Source organism: Nonomuraea sp. NPDC003560 (assembly GCF_042878785.1).
In the GTDB taxonomy this organism is placed as follows: domain Bacteria; phylum Actinomycetota; class Actinomycetes; order Streptosporangiales; family Streptosporangiaceae; genus Nonomuraea.
On record NZ_JBIAOF010000012.1, the window covers coordinates 259,618 to 273,908 of the forward strand.

General features: G+C 68.8%; 12 protein-coding genes. All 12 read left to right on the forward strand.

The window, feature by feature from the left end:
- Window positions 1–92 precede the first annotated feature (92 nt).
- The 12 genes from ACFYUV_RS38930 to nuoN are packed head-to-tail and all read left to right on the forward strand — an operon-like array spanning window position 93 to window position 14,288.
- Entirely contained in the window at window positions 93–698 is a 606-nt protein-coding gene (locus ACFYUV_RS38930) for an NADH-quinone oxidoreductase subunit C (protein WP_358290768.1), read from the forward strand.
- Window positions 695–2,020 carry an NADH-quinone oxidoreductase subunit D gene (locus ACFYUV_RS38935; RefSeq protein WP_358290248.1) on the forward strand — a complete coding sequence of 442 codons (1,326 nt, stop codon included), beginning with the start codon at window positions 695–697 and terminating at the stop codon, window positions 2,018–2,020. The genes ACFYUV_RS38930 and ACFYUV_RS38935 overlap by 4 nt, the downstream gene beginning before the upstream one ends.
- On the forward strand, window positions 2,017–2,673 hold the full coding sequence (gene nuoE, locus ACFYUV_RS38940) for an NADH-quinone oxidoreductase subunit NuoE (protein ID WP_387678071.1): 657 nt from the start codon (window positions 2,017–2,019) through the stop codon (window positions 2,671–2,673). The genes ACFYUV_RS38935 and nuoE overlap by 4 nt, the downstream gene beginning before the upstream one ends.
- A complete protein-coding gene (gene nuoF, locus ACFYUV_RS38945; RefSeq protein WP_352322509.1) occupies window positions 2,670–3,962 on the forward strand; it encodes an NADH-quinone oxidoreductase subunit NuoF in 1,293 nt (430 codons plus the stop codon). The genes nuoE and nuoF overlap by 4 nt, the downstream gene beginning before the upstream one ends.
- Window positions 3,959–6,346 (forward strand): NADH-quinone oxidoreductase subunit G, encoded by a 2,388-nt coding sequence (locus ACFYUV_RS38950; protein ID WP_387678074.1) that lies wholly within the window; start codon window positions 3,959–3,961, stop codon window positions 6,344–6,346. Before nuoF ends, ACFYUV_RS38950 begins: the two co-directional genes overlap by 4 nt.
- Window positions 6,343–7,647 carry an NADH-quinone oxidoreductase subunit NuoH gene (nuoH, locus tag ACFYUV_RS38955; RefSeq protein WP_352322507.1) on the forward strand — a complete coding sequence of 435 codons (1,305 nt, stop codon included), beginning with the start codon at window positions 6,343–6,345 and terminating at the stop codon, window positions 7,645–7,647. Before ACFYUV_RS38950 ends, nuoH begins: the two co-directional genes overlap by 4 nt.
- On the forward strand, window positions 7,634–8,149 hold the full coding sequence (gene nuoI, locus ACFYUV_RS38960) for an NADH-quinone oxidoreductase subunit NuoI (protein ID WP_352357245.1): 516 nt from the start codon (window positions 7,634–7,636) through the stop codon (window positions 8,147–8,149). The genes nuoH and nuoI overlap by 14 nt, the downstream gene beginning before the upstream one ends.
- The gene (locus tag ACFYUV_RS38965; protein ID WP_352357243.1) at window positions 8,142–8,924 is read left to right on the forward strand and encodes an NADH-quinone oxidoreductase subunit J; all 783 of its coding nucleotides are present in this window, start codon (window positions 8,142–8,144) and stop codon (window positions 8,922–8,924) included. Before nuoI ends, ACFYUV_RS38965 begins: the two co-directional genes overlap by 8 nt.
- Window positions 8,921–9,217, forward strand: a complete 297-nt coding sequence (nuoK, locus tag ACFYUV_RS38970; RefSeq protein ID WP_352322504.1) for an NADH-quinone oxidoreductase subunit NuoK — start codon at window positions 8,921–8,923, stop codon at window positions 9,215–9,217. Before ACFYUV_RS38965 ends, nuoK begins: the two co-directional genes overlap by 4 nt.
- A 12-nt stretch (window positions 9,218–9,229) precedes the next feature.
- Window positions 9,230–11,143 carry an NADH-quinone oxidoreductase subunit L gene (gene nuoL / locus ACFYUV_RS38975; RefSeq protein WP_387678078.1) on the forward strand — a complete coding sequence of 638 codons (1,914 nt, stop codon included), beginning with the start codon at window positions 9,230–9,232 and terminating at the stop codon, window positions 11,141–11,143.
- Window positions 11,143–12,702, forward strand: coding sequence for an NADH-quinone oxidoreductase subunit M (locus ACFYUV_RS38980; protein WP_352322502.1), 1,560 nt, complete (start codon window positions 11,143–11,145; stop codon window positions 12,700–12,702). Before nuoL ends, ACFYUV_RS38980 begins: the two co-directional genes overlap by 1 nt.
- Entirely contained in the window at window positions 12,699–14,288 is a 1,590-nt protein-coding gene (nuoN, locus tag ACFYUV_RS38985) for an NADH-quinone oxidoreductase subunit NuoN (RefSeq protein ID WP_387651829.1), read from the forward strand. The genes ACFYUV_RS38980 and nuoN overlap by 4 nt, the downstream gene beginning before the upstream one ends.
- The last annotated feature ends 3 nt before the right edge of the window (window positions 14,289–14,291 follow it).

Below are 14,291 nucleotides of genomic sequence, written 5' to 3' on the forward strand. Positions count from 1 at the left end.
CCGACCACCTTCCCGGGAGCCCGGAGAGCGGGGAGGCCCCCGAGGCCGCCTCGGTCCCGGCCGTCCCCGAGGCGCCCGTCGCCCGGCACGGCATGTTCGGCGCGCACGACTCCGGCGACACCTCCGGCTACGGCGGTCTCGTCGTCCGCCGGGCGCCGCAGATCTCCACGCCCCGCCCGTACGGCGGCTACTTCGACGAGCTGGTCGACGCCCTCGCCCTCGACGACGCCATCGAGCGCGTCGTGGTCGACCGCGGTGAGCTGACCCTGCACGTCCGCCGCGAGCGTCTGGTGGAGGTCGCCCAGAAGCTGCGCGACGACCCGGCCCTGCGTTTCGAGCTGTCGCTCGGCGTCTCCGGGGTGCACTACCCGCACCTGAAGGGCGAGGAGCTGCACGCCGTCTACCACCTGTGCTCGATCACCCACAACAGGCGCGTGCGCCTGGAGGTCAGCGCACCGGACACCGACCCGCACATTCCATCGACCGTGGGCGTTTACCCTGGTCATGACTGGCATGAGCGGGAGACGTACGACTTCTTCGGAATCGTCTTCGACGGCCATCCGTCGCTCACCCGGATCATGATGCCGGATGACTGGGACGGTCACCCGCAGCGCAAGGACTACCCGCTCGGCGGCATCCCGGTCGAGTACCGGGGCGCCACCATCCCCTCGCCGGACCAGAGGAGGTCTTACTCATGAGCACCGCTTATGACGAGGCGACAGAGGGCAAGGTCTACTCGGTCACCGGCGGAGACTGGGACGAGGTCGTCGGCGGCGCGCGCGACACCGAGGAAGAGCGCCTGGTCGTCAACATGGGCCCGCAGCACCCGTCCACGCACGGCGTGCTCCGCCTGGTCCTGACGCTCGACGGTGAGACGGTCACCGAGGCGCGCAGCGTCATCGGCTACCTGCACACCGGCATCGAGAAGAACATGGAGTACCGGACGTGGACCCAGGGGACCACGTTCGTGACCCGCATGGACTACCTCTCGCCGATCTTCAACGAGACCGCGTACTGCATGGGCGTGGAGAAGCTGCTCGGCATCACCGACCGCGTGCCCGAGCGGGCGCAGGCCATCCGCGTGATGATGATGGAGCTCAACCGCATCGCCTCGCACCTGGTCGCGATGGGCACGTTCGGCATGGAGCTGGGCGCGACCACGCCGTTCCTGTTCGGCTACCGCGACCGTGAAATGATCATGGACCTGTTCGAGTACATCACGGGTCTGCGCATGAACCACGCCTACGTCAGGCCGGGCGGCGTCAGCGTCGACCTGCCCGCGGGCGCTGTCGACAAGGTGGGCGAGTTCCTCAAGGAGATGCCCAAGCGGATCAAGGACATCCGCAAGCTCCTCGACGAGAACCCCGTCTACGTGCGCCGCACCAAGGACGTGGGCTACCTCGACCTGACCGGCTGCATGGCGCTGGGCATCACCGGCCCGATCCTGCGCGCCGCCGGGCTGCCCTGGGACCTGCGCAAGTCGCAGCCCTACTCCGGCTACGAGACGTACGAGTTCGAGGTCGCCACCGAGCGCGGCTGCGACGTCTACTCGCGCTACCTCGTGCGCATGCGGGAGATGGAGGAGTCGCTCAAGATCATCGAGCAGGCTCTCGACCGCATCGCCGGCCCGCTCAAGGGCGACCCGGTCATGATCGAGGACAAGAAGATCGGCTGGCCCGCGCAGCTCGCGCTCGGCCCCGACGGCTTCGGCAACTCGCCCGACCACATCGCGCACATCATGGGCAGCTCGATGGAGGCCCTGATCCACCACTTCAAGCTGGTGACCGAGGGCTTCCGGGTCCCGGCCGGCCAGGCGTACGCGAGCATCGAGTCGCCCAAGGGCGAGCTCGGGGCGCACGTCGTCAGCGACGGCGGCACCCGCCCGTACCGCGTGCACTTCCGCGAGCCTTCCTTCTGCAACCTGCAGGGCTTCCCCGCCATGGCGGAGGGCGGCCAGGTCGCCGACGTGATCGCCGCGGTGGCTTCTATCGACCCCGTCATGGGAGGTGTGGACCGGTGACTTACTCACCGGAAGTCCGCGAGCGTCTCGAACAGGACGCCAAGGAGATCATCGGCCGCTACCCCAAGACGCGGTCCGCCCTGCTGCCGCTGCTCCACCTCGTGCAGTCGGCCGACGGCTACGTCTCCGACGACGGCAAGGAGTTCTGCGCCGAGATGCTGGGCCTGAGCAAGGCCGAGGTCACCGGCGTGGCGACCTTCTACACGATGTACAAGCGCAAGCCGGCCGGCGACTACCACGTCGGCGTCTGCATCAACGCGCTGTGCGCCGTGATGGGCGGCGACGAGATCTGGGACGAGCTGTCCGAGCACGTCGGCGTCGGCCACGAGGAGACCACCGGCGACGGCAAGATCTCGCTGGAGCGCCTGGAGTGCAACGCGGCCTGCGACTTCGCCCCGGTCATGATGGTCAACTGGGAGTTCTTCGACAACCAGACCCCCGACTCGGCCAAGCAGCTCGTCGACGACCTGCGTGACGGCAAGGACGTGCGGCCGACCCGCGGACCGAAGAAGCTCTGCACCTTCAAGGAGGCCTCGCGCGTGCTCGCGGGCCTGCCCGACGACCTGGCGGGCGACGGCCCGTCGGCCGCCGGCCCCTCGCTGGAGGGCCTGAAGGTGGCCAAGGCCAACGGATGGAAGGCCCCCGAGGCATGAGCACCACACTGACCCCGGTCCTGACCGCCAACTGGGACCAGGCCGACTCCTTCACCCTCGACGGCTACGGCGGTGACTACAAGGCGGCCAAGAAGGCGCTGGGCATGGACCCCGACGCCGTCATCCAGGCGGTCAAGGACTCCGGCCTGCGCGGCCGCGGCGGCGCGGGCTTCCCCACCGGCATGAAGTGGGGATTCATCCCGCAGGGCGACGGCAAGCCCCACTACCTCGTCGTCAACGCCGACGAGTCGGAGCCGGGCACCTGCAAGGACATCCCGCTGATGATGGCCAACCCGCACTCGCTGGTCGAGGGCGTCATCATCACCGCGTTCGCGATCAGGGCCAACTACGCCTTCATCTACGTGCGCGGCGAGGTCCTGCACGTCATCCGCCGGCTGCACGCGGCCGTGCGCGAGGCGTACGAGAAGGGCTTCCTGGGCGAGGACATCTTCGGCTCCGGGTACAACCTGGAGCTCGTCGTGCACAGTGGCGCCGGCGCGTACATCTGCGGCGAGGAGACTGCGCTGCTCGACTCGCTGGAGGGCTTCAGAGGTCAACCGCGACTCAAGCCCCCGTTCCCGGCCGTGGCGGGCCTGTACGCCTCGCCGACTGTCGTGAACAACGTCGAGTCGATCGCCAGTGTTCCCTCGATCATCAGCAACGGCGCCGACTGGTTCGCCTCGATGGGCACCGAGAAGTCCAAGGGCTTCGGCATCTTCTCCCTCAGCGGCCACGTCACCAGGCCCGGCCAGTACGAGGCCCCGCTCGGCATCACGCTGCGCGAGCTGCTCGACATGGCCGGCGGCATCCGCGAGGGGCACCAGATCAAGTTCTGGACCCCGGGCGGCTCGTCCACGCCGATCTTCACCGACGAGCACCTCGACGTGCCGCTCGACTTCGAGGCCGTCGGCGCCAAGGGCTCGATGCTCGGCACCCGCGCGCTGCAGATCTTTGACGAGACCACCTGCGTGGTCCGCACGGTGCTGCGCTGGACCGAGTTCTACGCCCACGAGTCCTGCGGCAAGTGCACGCCGTGCCGCGAGGGCACGTACTGGCTCAAGCAGGTGCTCAAGCGCCTGGAGAAGGGCCAGGGCACCGAGGAGGACCTGTCCACGATCACCGACATCGCGGACAACATCCTCGGCCGCTCGTTCTGCGCCCTCGGCGACGGCGCGACCAGCCCGATCCACTCCTCGGTGAAGTACTTCCGCGAGGAGTACCTCAAGCACTTCGAGATCGGCGGCTGCCCGTTCGACCCGAAGAAGTCCACTCTCTGGGGTGAGCAGTGACCGTCGTAGAAACAGAAACCACCCTGGTGACCCTCACCATCGACGGGTTCCAGGTCAGTGTCCCCAAGGGCACCCTGATCATCAGGGCCGCCGAGCTGCTGGGCATCCAGATCCCCCGGTTCTGCGACCACCCGCTGCTCGACCCGGCGGCCAACTGCCGCCAGTGCCTCGTCGACATCCCCGACGCGGGCAACGGCCGCGGCTTCCCCAAGCCGCAGCCGTCCTGCGCGATCGAGGTCGCCGAGGGCATGGTCGTGCAGACCCAGCTCACCTCGCCGGTCGCCGAGAAGGCGCAGCGCGGGGCCATGGAGCTGCTGCTGATGAACCACCCGCTCGACTGCCCGGTCTGCGACAAGGGCGGCGAGTGCCCCCTGCAGAACCAGGCCATGTCGAACGGCCAGGGCGAGTCGCGGTTCCAGGAGCAGAAGCGCACGTTCCCCAAGCCGCTGCCGCTGTCCACGCAGGTGCTGCTCGACCGTGAGCGCTGCGTCCAGTGCGCCCGCTGCATCCGCTTCTCCGACCAGATCGCCGGCGACCCGCTCATCGAGTTCTTCGAGCGCGGCGCCAAGGAGCAGGTCCGGGTCGCCGACGGCAAGCCGTTCAACTCCTACTTCTCCGGCAACACGGTGCAGATCTGCCCGGTCGGCGCGCTCACCGGCGCGGCCTACCGGTTCCGGGCGCGCCCGTTCGACCTGGTCTCCACGCCCAGCGCGTGCGAGCACTGCGCGTCGGGCTGCTCCCTGCGCACCGACCACCGGCGCGGCCGGGTGACCCGCCGCCTGGCGGGCAACGACCCGCAGGTGAACGAGGAGTGGAACTGCGACAAGGGCCGCTGGGCCTTCTCCTACGCCACCCAGCCCGACCGGCTCAAGACGCCTCTGGTGCGCAACGAGGAAGGCGTGCTCGTGCCCGCCTCGTGGCCGGAGGCGCTGGCGGTCGCCGCCGAAGGTCTGGCCGCCGCCCGCGGCAGGGCCGGCGTGCTGGTCGGCGGCCGGGTCACGGTCGAGGACGCCTACGCCTACAGCAAGTTCGCCCGGGTCGCGCTGGGCAGCAACGACATCGACTTCCGCGCCCGTCCGCACTCCGCCGAGGAGGCGCAGTTCCTGGCGCACGCGGTCGCCGGCAAGGGCATCGAGATCAGCTACACCGACCTTGAGAAGGCTCCGGCCGTGCTGCTCGTCGGGTTCGAGCCCGAGGAGGAGTCGCCGATCGTCTTCCTGCGCCTGCGCAAGGCGTGGCAGAAGAAGGGCCTGAAGGTCACCGCGATCGCGCCGTTCGCCTCCGCCGGGCTGGCCAAGATGGGCGGCACGCTCATCGCCACCGCCCCGGGCGCCGAGGCCGACGCGATCGGCGACCTGGTCGGCACGCTGGCCGAGGGCACGATCGTGCTGGCCGGCGAGCGGCTGGCCACCGTGCCGGGCGCGCTGTCGGCCCTGGTCCGCCTCGGCGCCGGCTCCGGCGTCCGGCTGGCCTGGGTGCCGCGCAGGGCCGGTGAGCGCGGCGCGCTCGAAGCCGGCGCGCTGCCCAACCTGCTGCCGATCGGCCGTCCCGTGGCCGACGAGGCCGCCAGGACCGAGGTCGCCAGGGTCTGGAACGTGGGCTCGCTGCCCGCCGTGCCCGGCCGCGACACCGACGGCATCATCGCCGCCGCCCGCGCCGGCGAGATCGACGCGCTGGTCGTGGCCGGCGTCGACCCGCACGACCTGGCCGACCCGGCCGCCGCGCTGGAGGCGCTGGAGAACACGCCGTTCATCGTCAGCCTGGAGATCCGCGCCAGCGCCGTCACCGACCGCGCCGACGTGGTGCTGCCGGTCGCGGCGGTGCAGGAGAAGAGCGGCACGTTCGTCAACTGGGAGGGCAGGGGCCGCTCGTTCGAGGCGCCGCTGCGCGTGCCCGGCCTCCAGAGCGACCTGGCCGTCATCGGCAACCTCGCCGACCGCATGGACGTGCACCTCGGCCTGCCGGACGCCAAGGCCGTCCGGCGCGAGCTGGCCAGCCTCGGCGCCTGGCGCGGGGTCCGCGTCGCCGCGCCGAGCACCGCCACCCGCGCCCAGGCCGCCCCGGCGGCCGGCGAGGCGCTGCTGGCGACCTGGCACCTGCTGCTCGACGAGGGCAGGCTCCAGGACGGCGAGCCGTACCTGGCCGGCACCGCCCGCGCCACCGAGGCGCTGGTGTCGGCGGCCACGGCGGCCGAGATCGGCGTCATCGACGGCGACAAGCTCGTCGTCGGCGGCCCCGGCCCCAACGCGGTCACGCTGCCGGTCCGCGTCGCCGACCTGCCCGACCGGGTGGTCTGGGTGCCGGCGAACTCCGGCGGCTGCTCGGTCACGCGCGACCTGCGCGCGCTGGCCGGCGACATCGTCACGATCGGGAGCGCATCATGACCCACGTTCTCGCGGCCGATCCCACCCTTGCCGACTTCGGCAAGGACCCGCTGTGGATCACCATCATCAAGGCCGTGATGCTGTTCGCCTTCCTGATGCTGGGCATCCTGTTCGGCGTCTGGTACGAGCGCAAGCTGATCTCGCGGATGCAGCACCGCTACGGCCCCAACCGGGCCGGCAAGTTCGGTCTGCTCCAGTCGGTGGCCGACGGCATCAAGATGGGTCTGAAGGAGGACATCTTCCCGCGGACCGTGGACAAGGTGCTCTACCTGCTGGCCCCCGTGATCATGGTCGTGCCGGCGTTCCTGGCCTTCTCGATCGTGCCGTTCGCGCCGATGGTCAACCTGTTCGGCGTCCAGACGCCGCTGCAGCTCGTCGACCTGCCGGTGGCGGTGCTGTTCATGCTGGCCATGGGCGCCATCTCGGTCTACGGCGTGGTGCTGGCCGGCTGGTCGTCGCGCTCGCCGTACGCGCTGCTGGGCGGTCTGCGGTCGGCGGCGCAGGTGGTCTCGTACGAGATCGCGATGGGCCTGTCGTTCGTGGCGATCTTCCTGTTCGCCGGGACGCTGTCCACCTCCGAGATCGTCAAGGCGCAGGGCGAGCAGGGCTGGTTCGTCTTCCTGCTGATCCCGTCGTTCGTGATCTACGTGATCTGCATGTTCGGCGAGGCCGCCCGAATCCCGTTCGACCTCCCCGAGGGCGAGGGTGAGCTGGTCGGCGGCTTCCAGACCGAGTACTCCTCGTCCCTGAAGTTCGCCCTCATCATGATGGGCGAGTACCTGCACACCTTCACCGCCTCGGGCATCGCGGTCACCCTGTTCCTGGGCGGCTGGCGGGCCCCGTGGCCGATCTCCCTGTGGGACGGCGCCAACACGGGCTGGTGGCCGGTGCTGTGGTTCTTCATCAAGTTCGTGCTGACCTTCAGCTTCATCGTGTGGGTGCGTGCCTCGCTGCCGCGCGTGCGCTACGACCAGCTCATGTCCCTGGGCTGGAAGGTGCTGATCCCGGTGAACCTGGCCTGGATCCTGCTCGTCGCCGCGGCTCGCAACGTGGTCGTCAACGAGGGCAACAAGACGGTCGGCATCGTGATCGGCGCGGTCATCGTGGTCGGCGCGCTGGCCATCTGGATGCGGTTCGACACCGTCAACCAGCGGCGCAAGGAGGCGCGCAAGGCCGAGGTGGAGGCCGAGTTCGAGCAACTGTCCGACGAGCCGACGGCCGGCGGCTTCCCTGTGCCGCCGCTCGATCTGCCGCACTACCACGGGGTGCAGCACAAGGAGATTCCCAGTGGGACTAACTGATTGGCTGAACCCCGTCAAGGGCTTCGGGGTCACCTTCCACACGATGTTCAAGAAGCCCGTCACGACCAACTACCCGGAGGTCAAGAAGCCGACGGCTCCTCGCTTCCACGGTCGTCACCAGCTCAACCGCTGGCCGGACGGGCTGGAGAAGTGCGTCGGGTGCGAGCTGTGCGCGTGGGCGTGTCCGGCGGACGCGATCTACGTCGAGGGCGCGGACAACACCGACGAGGAGCGCTTCTCGCCGGGTGAGCGTTACGGGCGCACGTACCAGATCAACTATCTGCGGTGCATCCTGTGCGGCCTGTGCATCGAGGCCTGCCCGACCCGCGCGCTCACCATGACCAACGAGTACGAGCTCGCCGACAGCAGCCGCGAGAGCCTCATCTACACCAAGGAGATGCTCCTCGCGGACCTGACGCCGGGCATGGAGCAGCCGCCCCACCCGATGCGTCTCGGCGAGACCGAAGAGGACTACTACCGGCTGGGACGAACCAATGGGTGAGACCATCACATTCTGGGTTCTCGCCGTCGTATCGGTCGGCGCGGCGCTCGGCATGGTCTTCAACAGGAAGGCCGTCTACTCAGCGCTGATGCTCGGCACCGTGATGCTCTGCCTCGCGGTGCTCTACGCCGTCCAGGACGCGCCCTTCCTCGCCGCGGTGCAGATCATCGTCTACACCGGCGCCATCATGATGCTGTTCCTGTTCGTGCTCATGCTGGTGGGCGTGGACTCCTCCGACTCCTTCGTGGAGACGCTGAGGGGCCAGCGCTTCTGGGGCGCCCTCGCGGCCCTCGGCTTCGCCGTCCTGATCATCCTGGCGGTGGGCAACGCGATCTTCTCCGGTGAGGCCGGCCTGGCGCAGGCCACGGCGCAGGGCGGCTACGTCCGCTCGATCGCGCTGCTGCTGTTCACCAAGTACGTCTTCGCGTTCGAGGTCACCTCGGCCCTGCTGATCACCGCCGCCCTGGGCGCGATGGTCCTGGCGCACCGGGAGAAGTTCACCGAGAAGGCCACGCAGAAGGACCTCTCGCGCGCCCGGTTCCTCGGCGAGCGTCCCTCGCCGCTGCCCGGCCCCGGCACCTACGCCAGGAACAACGCCATCGACATGCCGGCGCTGCTGCCCGACGGCTCGGTCGCGGAGTCGTCGGTCAACCGCTACATCGCCCGCTACGACGTCGAGCACGGCCACCTCCCCGAGGACCCGAAGCTCGCCGAGGCCATCAAGCACACGGCCGAGGATGACGCCGAGGAGACGACCAACGAGGTGACCAAGTGACGACCCACTACCTGATCCTGTCGGGTGTGCTGTTCGCGATCGGCGCGCTCGGCGTGCTGATCAGGCGCAACGCGATCGTGGTGTTCATGTGCGTCGAGCTCATGCTCAACGCCTGCAACCTCGCGTTCGTCACCTTCGCCAGGCAGAACGGCAACCTGGAGGGCCAGATCATCGCGTTCTTCGTGATGGTGGTGGCCGCGGCCGAGGTCGTCGTCGGCCTGGCCATCATCGTGACGATCTTCCGAACCCGCAGGTCCGCGTCCGTCGACGACGCCAACCTGCTGAAGTACTAAGAGAGGTGACTGATGCAATCTGAAATCGCTCAGATCACCCCTCACGTCGGCGGTGTGATCGGGAACGCCTGGCTGATGATCGCCCTTCCGCTCGTGGGGGCGTTCATCCTGCTGGTGTTCAACAAGTTCACCAACCGCTGGGGCCATCTGCTGGGCGTGGTCATGTCGCTGGCCTCGTTCGTGGTGGCGGTGCTCGCGTTCTTCGAGCTGATCGGGTTCGGCGAGGAGGAGCGCCGCCGGGCGGTGCACCTGTACGAGTTCATCCCCGGCATGGTCGACATGGGCCTGCTCATCGACCCGCTGTCGATCAGCTTCGCGCTGCTCATCACGGGTGTCGGATCGCTGATCCACATCTACTCCATCGGGTACATGTCGCACGACGAGCACCGGCGCAGGTTCTTCGCGTACCTGAACCTGTTCGTCGCCGCGATGCTCCTGCTGGTGCTGGCCGACAACTACGTGGGCCTGTTCATCGGCTGGGAGGGCGTGGGCCTTGCCTCGTACCTGCTGATCGGGTTCTGGCAGTTCAAGCCCTCGGCGGCGGTCGCGGCGAAGAAGGCGTTCGTCGTCAACCGCGTCGGTGACTTCGGCCTGCTGGTCGGCATGTTCATCATCTGGACGTCGTTCGGCACCCTGGCCTTCAAGGACCTCGGCGCGAAGATCGGCGCCGGCGGCGCCTCCGACGGCACCATGCTCGCCATCGGCCTGCTGCTGCTCCTCGGCGCGTGCGGCAAGTCGGCGCAGCTCCCGCTGCAGTCCTGGCTCCTCGACGCCATGGAGGGCCCGACCCCGGTCTCGGCCCTGATCCACGCGGCGACCATGGTCACCGCCGGCGTCTACCTGGTCGTCCGCTCGGGCGCGTTCTTCTTCCCCGAGGGCTCGGGCGCGGCGCTCGCCGTCGCGATCGTCGGCGCGGCCACGCTGCTCGCCGGTGCGATCATCGGTTGTGCGAAGGACGACATCAAGAAGGGCCTGGCCGGCTCGACGATGTCGCAGATCGGCTACATGATGCTCGGCGCGGGCCTCGGCCCGGCGGGCTACGCCTTCGCGATCGGCCACCTGATCACCCACGGCTTCTTCAAGGCCGACATGTTCCTCGGCGCCGGATCGGTCATGCACGGCATGAACGACGAGGTGAACATGAGGAAGTACGGCGGCCTGCGCAAGTTCATGCCGATCACGTTCGTCACGTTCTTCATCGGCTACCTGGCGATCATCGGGTTCCCGCTGCTGTCCGGCTACTTCACCAAGGACGGCATCATCGAGACCGCGGTCCACCACCAGCCGATCCTGGGCTGGCTGGCCGTGCTCGGCGCGGGCATCACCGGCTTCTACATGTCGCGGATGGTCTTCATGACCTTCTTCGGCCAGAAGCGCTGGGCCGACGACGCCCACCCGCACGAGTCGCCGCTCGTCATGACGGTGCCGCTGATGATCCTGTCGCTGGGAGCGCTCGGTCTGGGTGCCTACCTGGTGCTGAGCAACCGCCTGCTGCTGTTCCTGGCCCCTGCCGTCGGCAGGCCGGAAGTGCTGCCGGAGTTCCAGCCCGCAGCCCCGTCGGGCCTGGCCACCCTCGCGCTCGTCGCCGTCGGTGTGGTCTTCGCCTGGATGAGGTACGGCCGGGCAGAGGTGCCCTCGGTGCAGCCGCGCGGCTCCTTCCTCACCACGTTCGCCCGCCGTGACCTGTACGGCGACGCCCTCAACGAGTCCCTGTTCATGCGTCCCGGCCAGTGGCTGACCCGCATCGCGGTGTTCTTCGACAACCGCGGCGTCGACGGGCTGGTCAACGGTCTGGCGGCAGGCATCGGCGGGAGCTCGGGTCGCCTGCGCAGGCTCCAGACGGGCTTCGCGCGAACGTACGCGCTGTCCATCCTGATCGGTGCCGCCCTGCTGACCGGCGCCCTGCTCCTCGTTGGGAACATCTGATGTCACCCTGGCTCCCGATACTCATGGCGGTGCCCGTTGTGGGCGCCATCGTGGTGGCCCTGCTTCCCAAGGGCGGCGACAAGCTGGCCAAGCAGGTCACGCTGGCGGTCTCGCTGCTGACGATGGTGCTGACGGGCGTCATGGCCGCCGGGTTCAAGCCCGGTGGCGAGCGCTTCCAGTTCAAGGCGGAGTACGACTGGATCCCGAGCTTCGGCGTGAAGTTCGGGGTCGGCGTCGACGGCGTCGCCCTGGTGCTGATCGCCCTGTCGGTCGTGCTGGTGCCGATCGTCGTCCTGGCCTCCTGGCACGACGCCGACGGCGTCAGGACCGCGGACGGCACGCTGATCACGCCCAAGCGGTCGGTCAAGACGTACTTCTCGCTGCTGCTCGTCCTTGAGACGATGATGATCGGCGTCTTCGCGGCGACCGACGTCTTCCTCTTCTACGTGTTCTTCGAAGCCATGCTGATCCCGATGTACTTCATGATCGGGTCGTACGGCGGCGCCCAGCGGTCGTACGCGGCCGTCAAGTTCCTGCTGTACTCGCTCTTCGGCGGCCTGCTCATGCTGGTCGCGGTCATCGGCCTGTACGTGCTGGCGAACAAGGGCACGTTCATGTTCGAGCCGCTCGTCGGGGCCATCAAGGACCCGACGACGCAGAAGTGGCTGTTCGGCGGCTTCTTCATCGCCTTCGCCATCAAGGCGCCGCTCTGGCCGGTGCACACCTGGCTGCCCGACGCGGCCGCCCAGGCCCCGGCCGGCGCCGCCGTGCTGCTCGTGGGCGTGCTCGACAAGGTCGGCACGTTCGGCATGCTCCGCTTCTGCCTGGAGCTGTTCCCCGACGCGGCCAAGGCGTTCACGATGCCGATCGTCGTCCTGGCGGTCATCAGCATCATCTACGGCGCGATCGTGGCCATCGGCCAGACCGACATGAAGCGGCTCATCGCCTACACGTCGATCTCGCACTTCGGCTTCATCGTGCTCGGCGTCTTCGCCATGTCGTCGGTCGCCCAGTCCGGCGCGGCCCTCTACATGGTCAACCACGGCTTCGCCACGGGCGCGCTGTTCCTCGCCGCCGGGTTCCTCATCGCCCGGCGCGGCTCGCCGTTCATCGCCGACTACGGCGGCGTCCAGAAGGTCGCCCCGGTGCTCGCCGGCTTCTTCCTGGTCGCCGGTCTGGCCGGTCTCTCGCTGCCCGGACTGTCGTCCTTCGTCAGCGAGTTCATGGTGATGATCGGCACGTACTCCAGCGAGGCGCACGGCTCCGGCGCGCTGACGGTGGCCGCGATCATCTCCGCGGTGGCCGTGATCCTGGCCGCCGTCTACATCCTGTGGATGGTCCAGCGCACCCTGAACGGCCCGACCGCCGAGCCGGTCAAGGCGTTCAAGGACCTCAACGCCCGGGAGATCTGGGTGCTGGCGCCGCTGGTCGCGCTGATCATCGGGTTCGGCTTCTTCCCCAAGCCGCTGCTCGACGTGATCAACCCGTCCGTGCAGCAGACGCTGACCAACGTGCACGTACCCACTGCCACCATCGCTGAGAAGGGGACAGGTCAGTGAACGACGTCATCCCAGCGCCGACGATCGAGTACGGCACGCTGGCGCCGTTGCTGATCATCTTCGGCGCTGCCTGCATCGGCGTGCTCGTCGAGGCGTTCGCGCCCCGCTACCTGCGCAAGTCCATCCACGTCCCGCTCACGCTGCTCAGCCTGATCGGCGCGTTCGCGCTGGTCATCCTGCAGGTCGTGCGCGGCGTGCCCACCCAGGCCGCCGCCATGGGCGCGGTCGCGGTGGACGGTCCCGCGCTGTTCATCTGGGGCGTGATCATCGTCCTGTCGTTCGTGTCGGTGCTGCTGATCAACGACGAGGGCCACTTCGTGGCCTCGGCGGCGGCCGTGCCGGGCAGTGCGGACGAGGAGGAGGCCGAGGCGGCCGACAACGGCGCCGGGCAGACCGAGGTCTACCCGCTGGTGCTGTTCGCGGTCGGCGGCATGCTGCTCTTCCCGGCCTCGCACGACCTGCTGACGATGTTCGTGGCCCTTGAGGTCATGTCGCTGCCGCTGTACCTGCTGTGCGGCCTGGCCCGCCGGCGCCGCCTGCTGTCGCAGGAGGCTTCGATGAAGTACTTCCTGCTCGGCGCGTTCTCCTCGGCGTTCTTCCTGTACGGCACCGCCATGATCTACGGCTACGCGGGCACCGTCTCGCTGCCCGGGATCAACGCCGCTCTGGCCAAGGGCGCGCTGCTCGACCCGCTGCTCATGGCCGGGCTCGCGCTGCTCGGCGTCGGCCTGCTGTTCAAGATCGGCGCCGCGCCCTTCCAGGCGTGGAAGCCCGACGTCTACCAGGGCGCCCCGACCCCCATCACCGCTCTCATGGCCTCCGGCACGCTCGTCGCGGCCGTCGGCGCCCTGCTGCGGGTGTTCTGGGTCGGTCTGGGCAACCTGGACTGGAACTGGCGGCCGGTCATCTGGGCCGTCGCGGCCCTGACGATGATCGTCGGCTCGATCCTGGCGATCACGCAGACCGACATCAAGCGCATGCTGGCCTACTCCTCCATCGCGCACGCGGGCTTCCTGCTCGTCGGCGTGATGGCGACGTTCGGCTCGGCCGGGCAGAACGCCCAGTCGCTCAAGTCGATCCTGTTCTACCTGGCGGTCTACGGCATCACCACGGTCGGCGCGTTCGCGGTGGTCACGCTGGTGCGCGACCCCGGCGGCGAGGCGGGACACCTGTCGCGCTGGGCCGGGCTCGGCAAGCGTTCGCCGGTGCTCGCCGGGGTGTTCGCCTTCTTCCTGCTCGCCTTCGCCGGAATCCCGCTGACCAGCGGCTTCTTCGGCAAGTACGCCGTGTTCGCGGCCGCGCTGAACAGCGGCACGCAGCCCGGCGACTCGATGGGCGGCTGGATGGCCGGCCTGGTCGTGGTGGGCGTGGTGGCCTCGGCCATCGCCGCGTTCTTCTACGTCCGGGTCATCGTGCTGATGTTCTTCAGCGAGCCCGCGGCCGACGGCCCGGCGATCTCGGTGCCCAGTATGGGGACCGTGGCCGTCATCGCCGTTTCCCTGCTGGTTACCGTAGGAGTGGGGCTCTACCCGGAGACCCTCCTCGGTGTCGCCAACGACGCCGCTTCGGCACTGTTCATTAGATAAGGG

Bases quoted from the DNA above. Each gene is read 5' to 3' on its own strand.
- ACFYUV_RS38930 (WP_358290768.1), top strand. From the start codon at position 93: ATGTTCGGCGCGCACGACTCCGGCGACACCTCCGGCTACGGCGGTCTC.
- ACFYUV_RS38935 (WP_358290248.1), top strand. From the start codon at position 695: ATGAGCACCGCTTATGACGAGGCGACAGAGGGCAAGGTCTACTCGGTC.
- nuoF (WP_352322509.1), top strand. From the start codon at position 2,670: ATGAGCACCACACTGACCCCGGTCCTGACCGCCAACTGGGACCAGGCC.
- nuoH (WP_352322507.1), top strand. From the start codon at position 6,343: ATGACCCACGTTCTCGCGGCCGATCCCACCCTTGCCGACTTCGGCAAG.
- ACFYUV_RS38965 (WP_352357243.1), top strand. From the start codon at position 8,142: ATGGGTGAGACCATCACATTCTGGGTTCTCGCCGTCGTATCGGTCGGC.
- nuoL (WP_387678078.1), top strand. From the start codon at position 9,230: ATGCAATCTGAAATCGCTCAGATCACCCCTCACGTCGGCGGTGTGATC.
- ACFYUV_RS38980 (WP_352322502.1), top strand. From the start codon at position 11,143: ATGTCACCCTGGCTCCCGATACTCATGGCGGTGCCCGTTGTGGGCGCC.